The sequence below is a fragment of the Promicromonospora sp. NPDC023805 genome (assembly GCF_040639635.1).
In the GTDB taxonomy this organism is placed as follows: domain Bacteria; phylum Actinomycetota; class Actinomycetes; order Actinomycetales; family Cellulomonadaceae; genus Promicromonospora.
Map to the genome: position 1 here is coordinate 220,901 of NZ_JBFAAH010000004.1, position 17,199 is coordinate 238,099.

The 17,199-nt window shown below is 71.0% G+C and carries 16 protein-coding genes and 1 pseudogene; 7 read left to right on the plus strand and 10 right to left on the minus strand.

What is annotated here, in order from left to right:
* Window positions 1–7: 7 nt before the first annotated feature.
* Together AB0F70_RS07195 and AB0F70_RS07200 are read right to left on the minus strand one after the other, a co-directional pair.
* Window positions 8–1,627, minus strand: coding sequence for an ATP-binding cassette domain-containing protein (locus AB0F70_RS07195; RefSeq protein ID WP_357445327.1), 1,620 nt, complete (start codon window positions 1,625–1,627; stop codon window positions 8–10).
* Between the two features lie 46 nt (window positions 1,628–1,673).
* Window positions 1,674–2,387, minus strand: coding sequence for a class I SAM-dependent methyltransferase (locus AB0F70_RS07200; protein ID WP_357445330.1), 714 nt, complete (start codon window positions 2,385–2,387; stop codon window positions 1,674–1,676).
* A 103-nt stretch (window positions 2,388–2,490) separates the two neighbouring features.
* On the opposite strand from AB0F70_RS07200, the gene AB0F70_RS07205 reads away from it, so the two are divergent.
* The 4 genes from AB0F70_RS07205 to AB0F70_RS07220 all read left to right on the plus strand — a co-directional run bounded on the left by AB0F70_RS07205 (window position 2,491) and on the right by AB0F70_RS07220 (window position 5,903).
* A complete protein-coding gene (locus tag AB0F70_RS07205; protein WP_357445389.1) occupies window positions 2,491–2,772 on the plus strand; it encodes an exodeoxyribonuclease VII small subunit in 282 nt (93 codons plus the stop codon).
* Window positions 2,769–3,725 carry a carbohydrate kinase gene (locus AB0F70_RS07210; RefSeq protein ID WP_357445333.1) on the plus strand — a complete coding sequence of 319 codons (957 nt, stop codon included), beginning with the start codon at window positions 2,769–2,771 and terminating at the stop codon, window positions 3,723–3,725. Before AB0F70_RS07205 ends, AB0F70_RS07210 begins: the two co-directional genes overlap by 4 nt.
* Window positions 3,722–4,399 carry a carbonic anhydrase gene (locus AB0F70_RS07215; protein WP_357445336.1) on the plus strand — a complete coding sequence of 226 codons (678 nt, stop codon included), beginning with the start codon at window positions 3,722–3,724 and terminating at the stop codon, window positions 4,397–4,399. The genes AB0F70_RS07210 and AB0F70_RS07215 overlap by 4 nt, the downstream gene beginning before the upstream one ends.
* Window positions 4,400–4,478: 79 nt before the next feature.
* Window positions 4,479–5,903 carry a class II fumarate hydratase gene (locus AB0F70_RS07220; protein ID WP_357445339.1) on the plus strand — a complete coding sequence of 475 codons (1,425 nt, stop codon included), beginning with the start codon at window positions 4,479–4,481 and terminating at the stop codon, window positions 5,901–5,903.
* 66 nt (window positions 5,904–5,969) lie between these two features.
* Here the strand turns inward: AB0F70_RS07220 and AB0F70_RS07225 are convergent, their stop codons facing one another.
* Together AB0F70_RS07225 and AB0F70_RS07230 are read right to left on the minus strand one after the other, a co-directional pair.
* A complete protein-coding gene (locus AB0F70_RS07225; protein WP_357445342.1) occupies window positions 5,970–6,737 on the minus strand; it encodes a GPP34 family phosphoprotein in 768 nt (255 codons plus the stop codon).
* A gap of 282 nt (window positions 6,738–7,019) precedes the next feature.
* The gene (locus tag AB0F70_RS07230; protein WP_357445391.1) at window positions 7,020–8,315 is read right to left on the minus strand and encodes a PhoH family protein; all 1,296 of its coding nucleotides are present in this window, start codon (window positions 8,313–8,315) and stop codon (window positions 7,020–7,022) included.
* A gap of 469 nt (window positions 8,316–8,784) precedes the next feature.
* Here AB0F70_RS07230 and AB0F70_RS07235 point away from each other — a divergent pair, with 469 nt between their 5' ends.
* A complete protein-coding gene (locus tag AB0F70_RS07235; protein ID WP_357445345.1) occupies window positions 8,785–9,348 on the plus strand; it encodes a DUF1697 domain-containing protein in 564 nt (187 codons plus the stop codon).
* A gap of 92 nt (window positions 9,349–9,440) precedes the next feature.
* Complete coding sequence (gene nhaA / locus AB0F70_RS07240) at window positions 9,441–10,733, plus strand: Na+/H+ antiporter NhaA (protein WP_357445348.1); 1,293 nt, start codon at window positions 9,441–9,443, stop codon at window positions 10,731–10,733.
* A 72-nt stretch (window positions 10,734–10,805) separates the two neighbouring features.
* Here the strand turns inward: nhaA and AB0F70_RS07245 are convergent, their stop codons facing one another.
* The 5 genes from AB0F70_RS07245 to AB0F70_RS07265 all read right to left on the minus strand — a co-directional run bounded on the left by AB0F70_RS07245 (window position 10,806) and on the right by AB0F70_RS07265 (window position 15,839).
* Entirely contained in the window at window positions 10,806–11,978 is a 1,173-nt protein-coding gene (locus AB0F70_RS07245) for an acetyl-CoA C-acyltransferase (RefSeq protein WP_357445394.1), read from the minus strand.
* Window positions 11,979–12,164: 186 nt separating this feature from the next.
* Window positions 12,165–12,815, minus strand: a complete 651-nt coding sequence (locus tag AB0F70_RS07250) for a CoA transferase subunit B (RefSeq protein ID WP_357445351.1) — start codon at window positions 12,813–12,815, stop codon at window positions 12,165–12,167.
* Window positions 12,816–12,818: 3 nt separating this feature from the next.
* On the minus strand, window positions 12,819–13,652 hold the full coding sequence (locus AB0F70_RS07255; protein ID WP_357445354.1) for a CoA transferase subunit A: 834 nt from the start codon (window positions 13,650–13,652) through the stop codon (window positions 12,819–12,821).
* 61 nt (window positions 13,653–13,713) lie between these two features.
* On the minus strand, window positions 13,714–14,463 hold the full coding sequence (locus tag AB0F70_RS07260; RefSeq protein WP_357445357.1) for a 3-hydroxybutyrate dehydrogenase: 750 nt from the start codon (window positions 14,461–14,463) through the stop codon (window positions 13,714–13,716).
* An 11-nt stretch (window positions 14,464–14,474) separates the two neighbouring features.
* Window positions 14,475–15,839 carry an MFS transporter gene (locus AB0F70_RS07265; protein ID WP_357445360.1) on the minus strand — a complete coding sequence of 455 codons (1,365 nt, stop codon included), beginning with the start codon at window positions 15,837–15,839 and terminating at the stop codon, window positions 14,475–14,477.
* A gap of 164 nt (window positions 15,840–16,003) precedes the next feature.
* Between AB0F70_RS07265 and AB0F70_RS07270 the strand changes: the two genes are divergently transcribed.
* The gene (locus tag AB0F70_RS07270; protein WP_357445363.1) at window positions 16,004–16,921 is read left to right on the plus strand and encodes a LysR family transcriptional regulator; all 918 of its coding nucleotides are present in this window, start codon (window positions 16,004–16,006) and stop codon (window positions 16,919–16,921) included.
* 55 nt (window positions 16,922–16,976) lie between these two features.
* On the opposite strand, the pseudogene AB0F70_RS07275 reads toward AB0F70_RS07270, so the two are convergent.
* A pseudogene (locus AB0F70_RS07275) lies at window positions 16,977–17,199 on the minus strand (XRE family transcriptional regulator); the annotation flags it as partial.

Sequence of the window (17,199 nt, forward strand, 5' to 3'; positions counted from 1 at the left end):
AACCCGCCTACCGCTCGCGCTCCACCCGCCGCTCGTCCCACACGGGCTCCGACGTCTCGCGCACCACGCCGTCGGACCCGAAGACCAGGTACCGGTCGAACGAGCGCGCGAACCAGCGGTCGTGCGTCACGGCCAGCACCGTCCCGTCGAACGACTCCAGGCCCTCCTGGAGCGCCTCGGCAGACTCGAGGTCGAGGTTGTCGGTGGGCTCGTCGAGCAGGAGCGCCGTCGAGCCGGCGAGCTCGAGCAGCAGGATCTGGAACCGCGCCTGCTGGCCGCCGGACAGCCTGTCGAAGGGCCGGTCCGCCGCCTCGGTGAGCTCGTAGCGCCGCAGCCGCCCCATCGCCTTGCCCTTGTCCTGCGCGTGGTCCTCCCACAGGATGTCGAGCAGCGCGCGGCCGAACAGCTCAGGGTGCGCGTGCGTCTGCGCGAAGTGCCCGGCGACCACGCGCGCCCCGAGCTTCCACGTACCCGTGTGCGCGACGTCGCCGCCCGCGAGCAGCCGCAGGAAGTGCGACTTGCCGGAGCCGTTCGAGCCCAGCACGGCCACCCGCTCGCCGTAGAAGACCTCCAGGTCGAACGGCTTCATGAGCCCGGTGAGCTCCAGCCCCTCGCAGGTCACGGCCCGCAGGCCGGTGCGCCCGCCGCGCAGGTTCATGGTGATGTCCTGCTCGCGCGGCGGCTCGGGCGGCGGGCCGACGTCCTCGAACTTCCGCAGCCGCGTCTGTGCCGCGTGGTAGCGCGAGGCCATGTCGGGGCTGCTCGCCGCCTGGTTCCGCAGCGTCAGGACCAGCTTCTTGAGCTGGGCGTGCTTCTCGTCCCAGCGGCGGCGCAGCTCCTCGAACCGCGCGAACCGCTCGCGTCGGGCGTCGTGGAACGTGGCGAAGCCGCCGCCGTGCACCCAGGCGTCGGCGCCCGCGGGGCTCGGCTCCAGGGACACGATCCGGTCGGCCGACCGCGACAGCAGCTCCCGGTCGTGCGACACGAACAGGACCGTCTTCTTGGTGGCCTTGAGCTGCTCCTCCAGCCAGCGCTTACCCGGCACGTCGAGGTAGTTGTCCGGCTCGTCGAGCAGCAGCACCTCGTCGGTGCCGCGCAGCAGCGCCTCCAGCACGAGCCGCTTCTGCTCACCGCCCGACATCGTCCGCACCTCGCGGAACTGCACCCGGTCGTACGGCATGCCGAGCGCGGCCATGGTGCAGACGTCCCACAGCGTCTCCGCCTCGTAGCCGCGCACCTCCGCCCAGTCCGAGAGCGCCTGCGCGTAGGCCATCTGGGCAGCCTCGTCGTCGACCGTCAGCATCCGGTGCTCGGCCTCGTCGACGGCGCGCGCCACCTCGCGCAGCCGGGGTGCGGACACGGACACCAGCAGATCGCGCACCGTGGTCTCGTCCCGCACGGAGCCGACGAACTGGCGCATGACGCCGAGCCCGCCGCTCACGGCCACTGAACCGGCGTGCGGCGCCAGCTCACCGGTGATGATGCGCAGCAGAGTGGTCTTGCCCGCACCGTTCGGGCCGACGATCGCCGTCGCGCTCCGCTCACCCACGCGGAACGAGACGTCCCCCAGCAACGTCCGGCCATCCGGCAGGTGGTATTCGACGTGCGCGACTTCGAGATGGCCCATGGGTCACCATGGTCCGACGTCGGACCGGCCAGGACCAAACTGATACTCAGAACACCCGCGCCACGAACACCCACTCCTGCCCCGGCGCGGTCGGCGCGTCGAACACCCGCTCCACAACAAAACCTGCATCGGCCAGCGACGCCTCGATCTCGTCGCGTTCGCGGAACCGCAGGGTGGAGACAGCCGTGACCACCTCGCCGTCGGCCAACGCGTTGGTCGAGCGGAAGGTGACGAGCGGGAGGTCGGCACTCAGCAGGTCCTCCCACGACGCCACCTCCCCGTAGCCCGGTACCTCCAGCCGGACGTGTGAGTGCTCGCGCGTCCATGCCTCCCAGCCCCGACGCGCGGGCACACGCGTCTCGAACGCGAGCCGTCCGCCGGGCGCCAGCCGCGTCCGGATCCCGGCGAGCACGCGCGCCCACGCCTCGTCGGTCGTGAAGACCTGCGCGGTGTTCGCCGTCATCGTGGCGAGGTCCACCTGCATCGGTGGTGCGTCGTCGAGCGCGCCGTGCACCCAGGTCACAGCATCGGCGCCCGGTCTGGCGCGCGCCCTGTCGAGCATCGCGCCCGCGGGATCCACTGCCACGACGGCGACGCCACCTGCGGCCAGCCGCACGGCCAGCACACCGGTACCGCAGCCGACGTCGAGCAGGCTGCGTGCCCCGGTATCGCGCGCCAGCTCCAGATAGACGTCGAGGTCGCCGCGGTCGTCATCGAGGTCGTAGATCGCTGCGATCAGGGGGTGGTCGAACTCGCTCATCGCGCCACCGTAATCAGGGACCTGCCACTCCGGTGAGCGTTTATCCACAGGCGTACGCCACGAACGTGGACGGACTCCGCGGATGTCGGTGGTGTGCTGTTGACTGTTCCCCGTGAGTACAGATGCTGCGACCGGAACCGATCCGGTGAGGAACGCTCCCGACGTCGCGACGCTCAGCTATGAGCAGGCGCGTGACGAGCTCGTGCAGGTGGTCAGCCGCCTGGAGACCGGCGGTGAGCCGCTGGAGGCGTCGCTCGCGCTCTGGGAGCGCGGCGAGGCCCTGGCCGCACGCTGCCAGGAATGGCTCGACGGCGCTCGCGAGCGCCTCGCCGCCGCGCAGAACGGGTCGCTCTCGTCGGCCGAGTCGCCGGAGGAGGCCGAGTGAGCCCGTACGTCCTCGCCGTGGGCGAGGCCCTCGTGGACGAGGTGCACCGGCCCGACGGCTCCTCCGCCGAGCACCCCGGGGGAAGCATCGCCAACGTCGCGCTCACGCTGGGCCGCCTGAGCCGGGAGGTCCGGCTCGCGACCTGGCTCGGCGCCGACGCACGGGGCGACCTGGTGCGTGCGTGGCTCACCGACTCCGGTGTCACGCTCGTGCCGGGCAGCGACGGCGCGGAGCGCACCAGCGTCGCGGTCGCGACGCTGGACGAGAGCGGCTCCGCCACCTATGACTTCGATCTGGCGTGGCGCGTCCCCGCCGAGGCTCTGCCGGGTGCTGACACCAGCGCCGAGGCGAGCGCCCAGGTCGGCGGCAGCGACGCGCTCGCGGTCCACACCGGTTCGATCGCGGCGATCCTCGAACCGGGCGCCACCGAGGTGCGGCAGGTCCTCGAGGCAGCGCGGACGACGTCGACCACCACGTACGACCCGAACGCGCGGCCCGCGATCATGGGCCCCGCCGAGGAGGTGCGGCCACGTGTCGAGGCGCTCGTGCAGCTCTCCGACGTGGTGAAGGTGAGCGACGAGGACCTGGACTGGCTCTACCCCGGCACCGACCCCGTCGCCGTCGCACGCGAGTGGCAGCGCGGCACGCCCGCGCTGGTAGTGGTCACCTTCGGCGGCAAGGGCGCGGTAGCAGTGTCCGACGCCGGTGCGGTCGAAGCCGTCGCCCCGCGGGTGGAGGTGGTCGACACCGTGGGTGCCGGCGACTCGTTCATGGGTGCGCTCATCGACGGCCTGTGGGAGCACGAACTGCTCGGCGCCGACCGGCGCGAAGCGCTCAACGCCGTCGACCTCGCGACCGTGCAGCAGATCCTGGACCGCTGCTGCGCCGTCGCGGCCATCACCGTGTCCCGGGCGGGAGCCAACCCGCCTCGTCGTGCGGAGGTAGGCCGATGAACGCGGTACCAGAGCGGCTCGGCCCGCGTGACGCCTGGGCGCTGCTGCGCTCCGGCAACGACCGCTTCGTCGCGGACGCTCCGGCCCATCCGTCGCAGGGCGCGGCCCGGCGCCGGGAGCTGCAGGCAGCGCAGCACCCGCACACGGTGATCTTCGGCTGCTCGGACTCCCGTGTCGCCGCGGAGATCATCTTCGACCAGGGCCTCGGCGACGTGTTCGTGGTCCGCACCGCCGGGCACGTCGTGGACACCACGGTGATCGGCTCCATCGAGTACGGGGTCGACGTGCTCGGCGCGTCCCTCGTCGTGGTGCTGGGGCACGACTCCTGCGGCGCCGTGGCCGCCGCCGCGCACACGCTCGCCACGGGTGAGCAGCCCGGCGGGTTCGTGCGTGCCGTGGTGGACCGCGTGATCCCGTCGATCGTCAACATCACCTCGGGTGACCCGGCCAAGGCCATGGACGCCCTGTCCGACCAGAACGTCCTGCGCCGCGAGCACGTGAAGCACACCGTCGGGATGCTGCACAGCTACTCGGCGGGCCTGGCCAAGGCGGTCGAGGAGGGCAGGTGCGCGGTGGTCGGCCTCGAGTACGACCTCGCGGAGGGCAGCGCACGCATGGTCAACGTGATCGGGGACGTCGGCGAGCTGCCCGCGGCCCTACCCCAGGCCGACTGACAGGCGTGGCGAGGGCCGGGGTGACACGAGTCACGTGCTCAGGTGCGTCGCCGCGGCGCGGCTGCGGCACGATAGAACCATGACTGCTGACACCGTCGTCCCGGCCGGCGACACCGAGTTCCGTATCGAGCACGACACCATGGGTGAGGTGCGCGTCCCGAAGAACGCCCTCTACCGCGCCCAGACCCAGCGCGCCGTCGAGAACTTCCCGATCTCCGGCACCCCCCTCGAGCGTTCGCACATCGAGGCCCTTGCCCGCGTGAAGAAGGCCGCCGCCACCGCGAACGCGGAGCTCGGCGTGCTCGACAAGGACATCGCCGAAGCGATCGTCGCCGCCGCGGACGAGGTCGCCTCCGGCAAGTACGACAGCCACTTCCCGATCGACGTCTTCCAGACCGGCTCGGGCACGTCGTCGAACATGAACACCAACGAGGTCCTCGCGACGCTCGCCACCGCCGCCCTCGGCAAGGACGTACACCCGAACGACCACGTCAACGCGTCGCAGTCGTCGAACGACGTCTTCCCGACCTCGGTGCACGTCGCCGCCACCTCGGGCGTCGTGAACGACCTGGTCCCGGCGCTGACGCACCTGGCAGAGGCGCTCCAGGCAAAGTCGGTGGAGTACGCGGAGGTCGTGAAGTCAGGGCGTACGCACCTCATGGACGCCACCCCGGTCACGCTGGGCCAGGAGTTCGGCGGGTACGCCGCCGCCGTCCGCTACGGCGTCGAGCGCCTGCAGTCGGCGCTCCCGCGTGCCGCGGAGGTGCCGCTGGGCGGTACCGCCGTCGGCACCGGTATCAACACCCCGGCCGGCTTCCCGCAGCGGGTCATCGCGCTGCTCGCCGAGGACACCGGCCTGCCGCTGACCGAGGCCCGCGACCACTTCGAGGCGCAGTCGGCCCGCGACGGCCTGGTCGAGCTGTCGGGCGCGCTGCGCACCATCGCGGTCTCGCTGACGAAGATCTGCAACGACCTGCGCTGGATGGGCTCCGGTCCGAACACCGGCCTGGGCGAGATCGCGCTGCCCGACCTGCAGCCGGGCTCCTCGATCATGCCGGGCAAGGTCAACCCCGTCATCCCCGAGGCCGTGCTCATGGTGTGCGCGCGTGTCATCGGCAACGACGCGACCGTGGCGTGGGCAGGTGCCTCCGGCTCGTTCGAGCTCAACGTGCAGATCCCGGTGATCGCCCAGGGCGTGCTGGAGTCGATCCGTCTGCTGTCGAACTCGTCGCGCGTGCTGGCGGACAAGACCATCGTCGGCATCACCGCGAACGTCGAGCGCGCCCGCGCGCTCGCCGAGTCGTCGCCGTCGATCGTGACGCCGCTGAACCGCGTGATCGGCTACGAGGCCGCAGCGAAGGTCGCGAAGACCGCCGTCAAGGAGGGCATCACCGTGCGGCAGGCAGTGATCGACCTCGGCTTCGTCGAGCGTGGTGAGGTCACCGAGGCGCAGCTCGACACCGCGCTCGACGTGCTGTCGATGACGCGCCCGCCGCAGGCCTGACGCGAGGACCGCTGGTCGAGCTTGTCGAGACCCTGGGTCCCGGCAAGCTCGACCAGCGACAGCAGGTCAGACCGCGGACGTCGCCGCGGGCTCGGCGGCCGGCGCGGCCGCGTCAGCGGTCTTGTCGGCCTCGTTCGACAGCAGGATGAACGCCGCCGCGGCGACGCCGACCGTGGCGACGGTGGCTACCGTGGCCGCGATGGCGACCTGGGTCGCAACGGTCGCGACGCCCCACTCGCTGCCGGCGATCTCCTCGGCGCGGTCCTGAGCAGCCTTGCGCTGCTCCTTGCCGACCAGGCCACCGATGAGGCCCGAGCCGTGCAGCAGGGAGATCAGGGTGGCGGTGCGCTCGTCGGGCTCCGCACCCTCGACGAGAACCTTCGTGAGGTTGGTACGCAGCTCGGTCTCGTGGGTCGAGTCCGCAGCCGGCCAGCGGGTGATCGGGAGCATCCGGAAGAGCTTGGTCTCCTCCTTCTCGAGGACCCCACGCTCGACGAGGGCGGCCAGGAGGTTCTCCTCCGCGTTCTCGGAGATGGCCTCGACGATCTTCCGCGCGGGCGCGTCAGGCGCGGCGAGCGCGGCCTGGAGGGCGGCGTCGAGAGCAATGTGGCCGGTGGGCGCGTTGTCGGTGACGAGGATCGTGGCGTCCCCGGCCTTCTCGCGCTCCTCCTTGGTGGCGCCGGCCTCCGGCGCGCCCCGCATGAGGGTCTTGTTCGCGGCGGCAAGGTCGGCGAGGAGCGCGCCGGCGAGGCGAACACCCAGGTTGTCGACGTTGGCGGTCTTGCCCGACTCGTCGTCGACGGCAAGCAGCAGGAAGTCTTCAGCAATCAGCATGGCCCTGATGCTATATCCGACAAGCGAGACAACGCCCGTATTGAGACGCCACCCTGGAAACAGGTAGTGATTGGGTGCGAGGATCCTTTGGTTAGCCTTACCTAAGTCTGCTAGTGTCGCTCATGCACTCGAAGAGGCGTACCGCCGGACTGCGGGGCTGGGGGGTTCCGTCCGGCGGCGCGTCTCTTCTGTGCCAGGAGTTGCCAGGAGTTACGAACGCGACAGGCGCTCAGGTCACCGGAGTGACCTGAGCGCCTGTCTTCGTGCGGCGGGTGCGAGGGGTCAGACCTCCAGCCGCTCCAGCATGTCGGTCACCAGCGCCGCCACCGGCGAGCGCTCGGACCGGGTGAGGGTCACGTGCGCGAAGAGCGGGTGCCCCTTGAGCGCCTCGATGACCGCCGCGACGCCGTCGTGCCGCCCCACCCGCAGGTTGTCCCGCTGCGCGACGTCGTGGGTGAGCACCACGCGGGAGCCCTGGCCGATCCGCGAGAGCACCGTGAGCAGGACGTTCCGCTCGAGGGACTGCGCCTCGTCCACGATGACGAACGCGTCGTGCAGCGACCGCCCGCGGATGTGCGTGAGCGGCAGCACCTCGAGCATGTCCCGCTCGATGACCTCCTCCACCACCGCGGGCGAGACCAGCGCCCCGAGCGTGTCGAAGACCGCCTGCGCCCACGGGTTCATCTTCTCGGACTCCGAACCGGGGAGGTAGCCCAGATCCTGCCCGCCCACCGCGTAGAGCGGCCGGAAGACGACCACCTTGCGGTGCTTCTGCCGCTCCAGCACGGACTCCAGGCCCGCGCACAGGGCGAGCGCCGACTTGCCCGTGCCGGCCCGGCCGCCGAGCGACACGATCCCGATGTCCGGGTCGAGCAGCAGGTCGATGGCCACGCGCTGCTCCGCCGAGCGCCCGTGGACCCCGAACACCTCCTGGTCACCGCGGACCAGCTGCACCCGCTTGTCCGCCGTCACGCGACCGAGCGCGGAACCGCCCGGCGAGTGCACCACCATCCCCGTGTGCACCAGCAGCGGCGCGGCGGCCTCGACCGTCGCCGGGTCCAGCGCCGCGATCTCGACCGAGTCGTTGTCCCAGAGAGCCCCCATCTGCTCGTCGGAGAGGTCGATCTCGCGCATCCCGGTCCAGCCCGAGTCCACCGCGAGCTCAGCCTTGTACTCCTCGGCCTGCAGGCCGACGGCGGACGCCTTCACCCGCATCGGCACGTCCTTCGAGACCACCGTGACGCTGTTGCCCTCGGCCGCGAGGTTGGCGGCCACCGCGAGGATCCGCGTGTCGTTGTCGCCGAGCCGGAACCCGGCGGGCAGGACCGTCGGGTCCACGTGGTTGAGCTCCACCCGCAGCGTGCCGCCCGCGTCCCCCACCGGGACCGGCGCGTCGAGGCGGCCGTGCTGGACGCGCAGCCCGTCCAGCATCCGCAGGGCGCTCCGGGCGAAGTACCCGAGCTCGGCGTGGTGCCGCTTCCCCTCCAGCTCCGTGATCACGACGATCGGGAGTACTACATCGTGCTCCGCGAACCGCAACATCGCCTTGGGATCACTCAACAGCACAGACGTGTCGATGACGAAGGTCCTACGTTCGTCACCTGCCGCGCCGGGAGCGGCGTCGGCACTCTGGTCGGACGGACGGGTGGTGTGTGCGGATTGGCTCACTGCGGTTCTCCCTCCGGCGCCGAAGCGCCGTGACAGCCACGTGACTACCTGGCGGGTACCGCCTGTCGGCGGAACCGACCCGGACGAACCGGGGCTGGTGGATGGGCCGGATGACCGACTCGGTGCGCCGCGTCGTGGCACAGAGCCGGGACCGGCCCTTCTCCACGGAGCAAGCACTCCATAGGTTGGCCTCCCGAAGGGGCGACTGGGTGCCGTCCCTGAAATGGAAACTACGCGCACTGCCATCCCATGACCAGAGCCGCGCCCCGGCGGGTCGCAAGTTGTCACGAACTGTTCACATGTTGGTAATAAGTTGACGATTACCCCAAGGAATCGCAAAACTCGCTGGACGGCTCGCCGAAGCGTCAGGATGGGACGCATGGATTCCTTCGCCGTCCTCCTCCGCGCCGTCAACGTCGGACCGGGCCTGCGGGTCACGTCCGCCGACCTGGTCGGCGCAGCAGCCGACGCCGGCCTCGGAGCCGCCCGCGCCCTCCTCAACAGCGGCAACCTCGTGGTCACGCCGGGCACCTCTGGTGCCTCCACGTCCGCCGACGTCGGACGCCTGATGCAGCGCTGCCTCACCGAGCGGCTCGGTCAGGACGTGACCGCCGTCGCCCTGAGCGCCGAGCAGCTGGAGGCGATAGCCCGAGCCAACCCCTTCGCTGCCGCCGCGCGGGATCATCCCGCGCAGCTCCAGGTGCACGTCCCGTTCGGCGACCTGGACGAGGCGGGCATCGCCCGGCTCGACCTGGCCAACGCCGGCCGCGAGCTGCTCGCGACCGGCGCGGGGGTGCTGTACGTGCACTACGTGGACGGGATCGGCCGGTCGAAGCTCACGTCGAAGGTCGTCGACCAAGCAGCGGGCGCGCCGACCACCGCCCGGAACTGGAACACGATCACCAGGCTGCGCACGGCCTGCGCGGAGCTCGCCGCCGAGTAGGGTGAAGTCCAGGGTGTGCCGGGAAGTCTGGTCGGCGTGGACCGGGTCGACCGGTCCTTCTTTGACGATCCGCAAAGCCGAAAGGACCCGCGTTGAGCTCTGACGCCGTCGCCCCCACCCGAATCCAGCGTCTGCGGACCTGGGCCTCCCGCGAGACCACCGGAGGCGCGCTCCTGATCGGGGCCGCGTTCCTCGCCCTGCTCTGGGCGAACTCACCTTGGCGAGACGCCTACCAGGCGCTGTCCACAACGGTGGTCGGTCCCGCCGCGATCGGGCCGCTGCCGGTCCACCTGGATCTGTCCCTCAGCACCTGGGCCGCGGACGGCCTGCTCGCCATCTTCTTCTTCGTGGTCGGTGTGGAGCTCAAGCAGGAGTTCGTCGCCGGCAGCCTCCGCAACCCGAAGGAAGCGGGCGTCCCGATGATCGCGGCGGTCGGCGGCATGGCAGTCCCCGCCCTGATCTACGTCGCCGTCGTCCTGAGCCTCGGTGAACCCGGCGCCCTGCACGGCTGGGCCATCCCCACCGCAACGGACATCGCGTTCGCGGTGGGTGTGCTCGCGATCTTCGGCCGCGGGCTGCCGACGGCGATCCGGACGTTCCTGCTCACACTCGCCGTCGTGGACGACCTGCTCGCGATAGTCGTCATCGCGATCTTCTACACCAGCGAGATCCACTGGCTCTCCCTGCTCGGCACGCTCGTCTGCGTCGCGCTCTTCCTGTGGCACGTCCGGTCGCGCACGCCACGGTGGTTCGTCCTGCTGCCGCTCGCTGCGGTCGCGTGGGCACTGATGCACGCGTCCGGCGTCCACGCGACGATCTCGGGCGTGCTGCTGGGCTTCACCGTCCCGGCGATCGCGATGCACGGTGAGGCCAGGTCGCGCACCTCCCGGTACGAGCACCGGCTCAAGCCGCTCTCCTCAGGCATCGCGCTGCCCGTGTTCGCGTTCTTCGCCGCGGGCGTCTCGCTGGTCGACGGCGACGGTCCGGGCGCCGTGATCGGCCAGCCGGTCGTCGCCGCGATAGCCGCCGGCCTGGTGCTGGGCAAGCTCATCGGCGTGCTCGCGACAACGGCGCTGATCACGCGGATCACTCCCCTGCGTCTGCCCGACGGCATAGGCGTGCGCGACCTGCTGCCCGTAGCCCTCCTGGCCGGCATCGGGTTCACGGTGTCGCTGCTGATCAGCGAGCTGTCCTTCGGGGACTCCGAGCACACCGACGGGGCGAAGATCGCGATCCTCGGCGCCTCGGTGCTCGCCGCGATCCTCGGTGCGATCTCCCTGCGCTGGGACGCTCGCCGGGCCCGCAACGCCGACATGAACCTCGACGGCCGGCCGGACGAGGTCCGCAGCTACATCGGCGACGCCAAGGACCGCGAGTCCCACTGAGGTTCGTCCGTCCATTGGTCGAGCTTGTCGAGACCGGTCTCGACAAGCTCGACCAACGATGGTGCTACGGCGTCAGAACTCCAGGAGGAGCGCCTCGCCCTGGCCTCCGCCACCACACAGGCCGACGGCGGCCCGTCCGCCCCCGCGCCGCGCGAGCTCGTGCGCCGCGTGCACCGCGATGCGGGCCCCGGACGCCCCGACGGGGTGACCCAGCGCGATCCCGCCGCCGTGCACGTTCACGCGGTCCAGCGGAACGCCCAGCGCCTTCGCCGAGACCCCGACCACCACGGCGAACGCCTCGTTGATCTCCACGACGTCGAGGTCCTCTGCCGTCCAGCCCTCCCGCTCGAGGGCCTGGGCGATCGCCCGGGCCGGTTGGGAGTGCAGCGAGTTGTCCGGGCCCGCCACCTGCCCGTGCGCGCGGACCGTCGCGAGCACCGGCACCCCGGAGGCTTCGGCCCGGCCGCGGGTGGTGAGCACGAGCGCCGAGGCGCCGTCGGAGATCTGTGACGAGTTGCCCGCCGTGAGCGTTCCCTCGCCCGCGAACGCGGGGCGCAGCTTCGCCAGCGACTCGGGCGTGGTGTCGGGCCGGACGCCCTCGTCGGTGCGCACCTCTACCGGCTCGCCGCGACGCTGCGGCACGGAGACCGGTGCGAGCTCCGCCTCGAAGACCCCGTCCTTCCACGCCGCCGCGGCGCGCTGGTGCGAGGCCGCCGCGATGGCGTCCTGCTCCTCGCGCGACACGAACACCGATCCGGTGTTGTGGTCCTCGGTCGAGATGCCCATGGAGACGCCGTCGAACGCGTCGGTCAGGGCGTCGTGCGCCGTCGCGTCCAGCAGCTCGGCCGAGCCGTAGCCGAACCCGAACCGCGAGCCGAGCAGCAGGTGCGGCGCGTTCGTCATCGACTCCTGCCCGCCCACCAGCACCACTGCCGCCTCGCCGGTCCGCAGCAGCCGGGCGCCGTCGATGATCGCCGTCAGCCCCGAGAGGCACACCTTGTTGACCGTTACCGCCTGGACGTCCCAGGAGACGCCCGCGGCGACCGCCGTCTGCCGGGCCGGGTTCTGCCCGGCACCCGCCTGGATCACCTGGCCGAAGATCACCTTGTCGACGTCGGCGGCGAGCGGGCCCGCACCCTCCAGGGCGCGTCGCGCAGCTACCGCGCCGAGCTCGACCGCGCTCAGCGTGGCCAGCGAGCCCTTCAGCCGTCCCTGCGGCGTCCGCGCCGCCGAGACGATCACCACGTCGTCAGCCCTGTTGTTCTGAGCGTTGTTCTGAGCGTTGTTCTGAGCGCTGGTCTTGTCAGCGCGGTTCTCCGCACCCGGGGCCGCGCTTGTGGCGCTTGCCGGAGTGTTGATCGGGTCAGTCATGAGACCTCCTTTGGCCGTCGTTCCTCAGCGTATCTCCCGGCGCACTGCGCCTCACAGCTCTCACACCATCGGCTCGACGAGCTCCACGGTGAGCTCCGGCTCCGTCTTCTCCACCACCTCGTCGGCGGTGACCCCGGGTGCGAGCTCCCGTAGCACCAGACCGGACGGCGTCACGTCGAGCACCGCCAGGTCGGTGATGATCCGGTTCACCACACCCTTGCCGGTCAGCGGCAGCGAGCAGGTGCGCAGGATCTTCGGCGACCCGTCACGCGCCACGTGCTCCATGAGGACGATCACGCGCCCTGCGCCGTGCACCAGGTCCATGGCGCCGCCCATGCCCTTGACCATCTTGCCGGGGATCATCCAGTTGGCCAGGTCACCCGTGGCGGAGACCTGCATACCGCCAAGGATCGCGGCGTCGATCTTGCCGCCGCGGATCATGCCGAACGACATCGCGGAGTCGAAGATCGACGAACCCGGCAGCAGCGTCACCGTCTCCTTGCCCGCGTTGATCAGGTCCGGGTCCACCGCATCCTCCGTCGGGTACGGCCCCACACCGAGGATCCCGTTCTCCGACTGCAGCACCAGGTGCCTGCCCTCCGGCACGTAGTTCGGCACGAGCGTCGGCAGCCCGATGCCCAGGTTCACGTACATGCCGTCGGTCAGCTCGCGCGCGGCGCGCGCGGCCATCTCCTGTCGGGTCAGTGCCATGGTTCAGGCCCCCTTCGTGTCCGGCGCGGTGTCGGACGACGACGGCGCGGTGACCGTTCGCCGCTCGATCCGCTTCTCGATGTCGGTGCCGACGTGCACCACGCGGTGCACGTAGACCCCGGGCAGGTGCACGGTGTCCGGGTCGATCTCCCCCGGTTCGACGAGCTCCTCGACCTGGGCGATGCACACCCGGCCCGCCATCGCGGCAAGCGGCGAGAAGTTGCGGGCCGACTTGTTGAACACGAGGTTCCCGTGCCGGTCCCCGCGCAGCGCGTGCACCAGTGCGTAGTCGGTGCTGATCGACTCCTCCAGCACGTACTCGGCATCGCCGCCGTTGGCACCGCCCGTGCGGAACGTGCGCACCTCCTTGGCCGGCGACGCGATCGCGATGCCGCCGGCGCCGTCGTACTTGCGCGGGAGACCGCCGTCCGCCACCTGGGTACCCACACCCGAGCGCGTGAAGAAGGCCGCGATACCCGCGCCGCCGGCGCGGAGCTTCTCGGCGAGCGTGCCCTGCGGGGTGAGCTCCAGCTCGAGCTCCCCGGACAGGAACTGCCGCTCGAACTCCTTGTTCTCCCCCACGTAGGAGCTGGTCATCTTCGCGATGCGGTGGGCGTTCAGCAGCACGCCGAGGCCCCAGTCGTCGACGCCGCAGTTGTTGCTCACCACGGACAGGCCGGCAGTGCCCTGCGCGAGCAGGGCCTCGATCAGCGCTATCGGGTTGCCGCACAGGCCGAACCCGCCAACGGCCAGGGACGCGCCGTCCGGTATGTCGGCGACCGCCTCGGCCGCGCTCGCGACCACCTTGTCGAACCCCGTGCTACCCACTTCAGTCATCGTCGACTCCTCCATCGGGTCAGTGCCGGCAGGTCATGCCATGTGCCAGTGTCACACCCGGTCAGCGCGCGCTCCATCCGCCGTCGATGGTCCACGAGGCACCGGACACCATCGCGGCCTCCGGGCCCGTGAGCCACCCGACCAGTGCGGCCACCTCCTCGGGTTCCACCAGCCGTTTCACCGCGGCCTGCTCGAGCATGACCTTCGCCAGCACCTCCGACTCCGGGATCCCGTGCGCCTTCGCCTGCTGGGCGACCTGCTTCTCGATCAGCGGCGTGCGGACGTAGCCGGGGTTGACGCAGACGCTCGTGACCCCGTGCTCGCCGCCCTCCAGCGCCGTCACCTTCGACAGCCCCTCGAGCCCGTGCTTGGCCGCCACGTACGCCGCCTTGTACGGCGACGCGACCAGCCCGTGCACCGACGAGATGTTGATGACCCGGCCCCACCCCCGTTCGTACATGCCGGGCAGCGCGGCCCGGACCAGCAGGAACGGGGCCTCCAGCATGATCCGCTGGACCAGCCGGAAGTCGTCGGGCGCGAAGTCCTGGATGGCGCTGACCCGCTGGATGCCCGCGTTGTTCACGAGCACGTCCGTGTCCAGGCGGAGGGAGTCGAGCGCCCGGGTGTCGGACAGGTCCACCACCCAGGCCTCGCCGCCGGCCTCCTCGGCGACGGCCTGCGCACCGTCGCCGTCGACGTCCGCCACGGTCACGTGCGCGCCACGGGCCGCCAGCTCGCGGGCGCACGCCGCACCGATGCCGCTCGCACCGCCGGTCACGAGGGCCCGGCGGCCGTCCAACGTAGGGTTCAAGGCAGTGGAGCTCAAGACCGGCCCTCCGCGAGTGCCCGTTCGCGTGCCTGGTCCTCAGCGTCGAGGGCGTGCAGGGACGCGCCCTTGGTCTCGCGCAGCGCGAGCGCCGCTACCAGGGTGATGACGGACGCCACCAGCATGTAGACGGCGGTGGGCCACCAGGAGCCGGTGTTCTTGAGCCAGGTGGTGGCCAGGATCGGGGCGAGGGAGCCCGCCACGATGGACGTGACCTGGTAGCTGATCGAGACGCCCGAGTAGCGCATCCGGGTGGGGAACATCTCCGACATGATGGCGGGCTGCACCGCGTACATCATGGCGTGGAAGAGCAGCCCGGCCATGAGGACGGCGAGGATCACCCACATGTTCCGGGTGTCCATCGCAGGGAAGGCGAACCAGCACCAGGTGGCGCCGAGGACCGCGCCGGCGATGTACAGAGGTCTGCGGCCGATGCTGTCCGCGAGGCGCCCCACCACCAGGATCATGACGAAGTGGAACGCGTGCGCCGCCGCGACGACGCCGAGGATCCGTGTCGTGTCCATGCCGAGAGCGGTGCCGAGATAGACGATCGAGAAGCTCACCACCAGGTAGTACAGGATGTTCTCCGCGAACCGCAGGCCCATGCCGGTCAGCACGCCGCGCGGGTAGCGCCGGATCACCTCGAAGACGCCGTAACCCTTGGCGCCCTGGTCGATCTGCGCCTTCGCCTCCTCGTAGATGGGCGCGTCCGAGACCCGGGTGCGCACGTAGTAGCCGATGACGATGACCACGGCGGAGAGCCAGAACGCGACGCGCCAGCCCCAGGAGAGGAACGCGGCGTCGGTGAGGGTGGCGGACATCGTGTAGAGCACGACGGTGGCGAGCAGGTTGCCCGCGGGCACACCCGCCTGCGGCCAGGCCGTCCAGCGGGCCCGCTCGTCGTCCCGGCTGTGCTCCGCCACGAGCAGGACGGCGCCGCCCCACTCGCCGCCGAGCGCGACGCCCTGCACGAAGCGCAGCACCACGAGGAGTGCCGGGGCGAGGAAGCCGACCTGCTGGAACGTGGGCAGGCAGCCCATGAGCACTGTGGCGACGCCGATCAGCAGGATCGTGAACTGGAGGGTGTGCTTGCGCCCCAGCTTGTCGCCGATGTGGCCGAAGATCACGCCGCCGAGCGGCCGGGCGAGGAAGCCGACCGCGTAGGTGACGAAGGCCGCGATGATCGCGTCGTACTCGTTGCCCGTCTCGGGCATGAGGACCTTGTTGAACACGAGCGCCGCAGCGGTCGCGTAGAGGAAGAAGTCGTACCACTCGACGACGGTGCCTGCCATCGAGGCGGCGACGATGCGCCTGATCAGCGACCGGTCGTCCGGTGCGCGGGTGCTCTGCTGTGCAGACATGCTGCTCCTTGGTGTCGACTCTGACACGGGTACTGGCCGGCCGGTGCGGGACGCACGGCCTGCCACGTGTGACTCGCCAGAGTTTTGCCGGGAAGCACTGTGCGGAGCAATGACGAAGTGGGCAGACGGGGTGTGCACGAATGCACACTTGGTACGGTCGCCGCATGCCAGCCCGCAACGACCCGCCGGCCAGCCAGGTCGCCGACCAGCTCCTCGTGCTGCTGCAGGTGGCGCGCACGGGCCGGTACACGACGGCGGCGCAGGCCCTCGGCGTCAACCACACCACCGTGGCCCGCAACATCACCGCGCTCGAGCGCTCCCTCGGTGGCCGCCTCCTGGTGCGCGGCGCGGACGGCTGGGAGCTCACCTCGCTCGGCCGCCGGGCGGCACGCGCGGGCGAGGCGGTGTCCGACGCCGTCGACCGGCTCGTGGCCGGCGACACCGAGGCCGACCCCGTCACCGGCGTCGTGCGGATGACGGCGACCGACGGGTTCAGCGCCTACATCGCCTCCCCCGCGATCGCCAGGCTGCGCGGAGAGCACCCGGAGCTGTCCGTCGAGCTCGTCACCGTCACCCGCGTGGCGACCCACCATCGCTCGGGCGTCGACATCGACGTCGTCGTCGGGGAACCGAGCGTGCAGCGCGCCAAGGCCGTGTGCCTCGGCGAGTACGTGCTCGGGATGTACGGATCACGCGACTACCTGGTGCGGCACGGCACACCGGCCACCGTCGACGAGATGTCCCGGCACGGGCTCGTCTACTTCATCGACTCGATGCTCCAGGTCAACCACCTCGACGCGCCGCGCCGCCTCGTTCCGGGCATGCAGGACGCGCTGGCCTCGACGAACGTGTTCGTGCACGTCGAGGCCACCCGTGCCGGGGCGGGCCTCGGGTTCCTGCCCTGCTTCATGGCCGACCGGCACGACGACCTCGTTCGGCTCCTGCCCGACGAGGTGACCGAACGTCTGCCCTACTGGGCGGTGGTCCGCAGCGAGTCCTGGCGGCGGCCCGCTGTGGCCGCCGTCGTGCAGGCGCTGCTCGCGGAGATGGCGCGGCAGCGGGACCGGCTGCTGGGGCAGTGAGCCGCGCTCAGTCCTCCGGAGCGTGCCGCGCTCAGTCCTCCGGCGCGTGCCGCCCTCAGTCCTCCGGAGCGTGCCGCTCCAGGAACCGGTAGACCTCCGTCGTCTCCACCCCCGGGTACGCCCCCGACGGCATCGCCGCCAGCATCGACGCGTGGGGCCGCGCCGAGGGCCAGGCGAAGTCGCCCCACTTCGTGGAGAGCTCCTCAGGCGGACGCCGGCAGCACGACTCGTCGGGGCAGCGCGAGGCAGTGCGGACCGTCGTCTCGCGGCCCTCGAAC

What these genes read in the sequence shown, in the direction of transcription:
- AB0F70_RS07195 (WP_357445327.1), bottom strand. Translation starts at nt 1,627, where the DNA reads ATGGGCCATCTCGAAGTCGCGCACGTCGAATACCACCTGCCGGATGGC.
- AB0F70_RS07265 (WP_357445360.1), bottom strand. Translation starts at nt 15,839, where the DNA reads ATGTCTGCACAGCAGAGCACCCGCGCACCGGACGACCGGTCGCTGATC.
- AB0F70_RS07215 (WP_357445336.1), top strand. Translation starts at nt 3,722, where the DNA reads ATGAACGCGGTACCAGAGCGGCTCGGCCCGCGTGACGCCTGGGCGCTG.
- AB0F70_RS07250 (WP_357445351.1), bottom strand. Translation starts at nt 12,815, where the DNA reads ATGGCACTGACCCGACAGGAGATGGCCGCGCGCGCCGCGCGCGAGCTG.
- AB0F70_RS07235 (WP_357445345.1), top strand. Translation starts at nt 8,785, where the DNA reads ATGGATTCCTTCGCCGTCCTCCTCCGCGCCGTCAACGTCGGACCGGGC.
- AB0F70_RS07270 (WP_357445363.1), top strand. Translation starts at nt 16,004, where the DNA reads ATGCCAGCCCGCAACGACCCGCCGGCCAGCCAGGTCGCCGACCAGCTC.
- AB0F70_RS07255 (WP_357445354.1), bottom strand. Translation starts at nt 13,652, where the DNA reads ATGACTGAAGTGGGTAGCACGGGGTTCGACAAGGTGGTCGCGAGCGCG.
- AB0F70_RS07200 (WP_357445330.1), bottom strand. Translation starts at nt 2,387, where the DNA reads ATGAGCGAGTTCGACCACCCCCTGATCGCAGCGATCTACGACCTCGAT.
- AB0F70_RS07225 (WP_357445342.1), bottom strand. Translation starts at nt 6,737, where the DNA reads ATGCTGATTGCTGAAGACTTCCTGCTGCTTGCCGTCGACGACGAGTCG.
- AB0F70_RS07220 (WP_357445339.1), top strand. Translation starts at nt 4,479, where the DNA reads ATGACTGCTGACACCGTCGTCCCGGCCGGCGACACCGAGTTCCGTATC.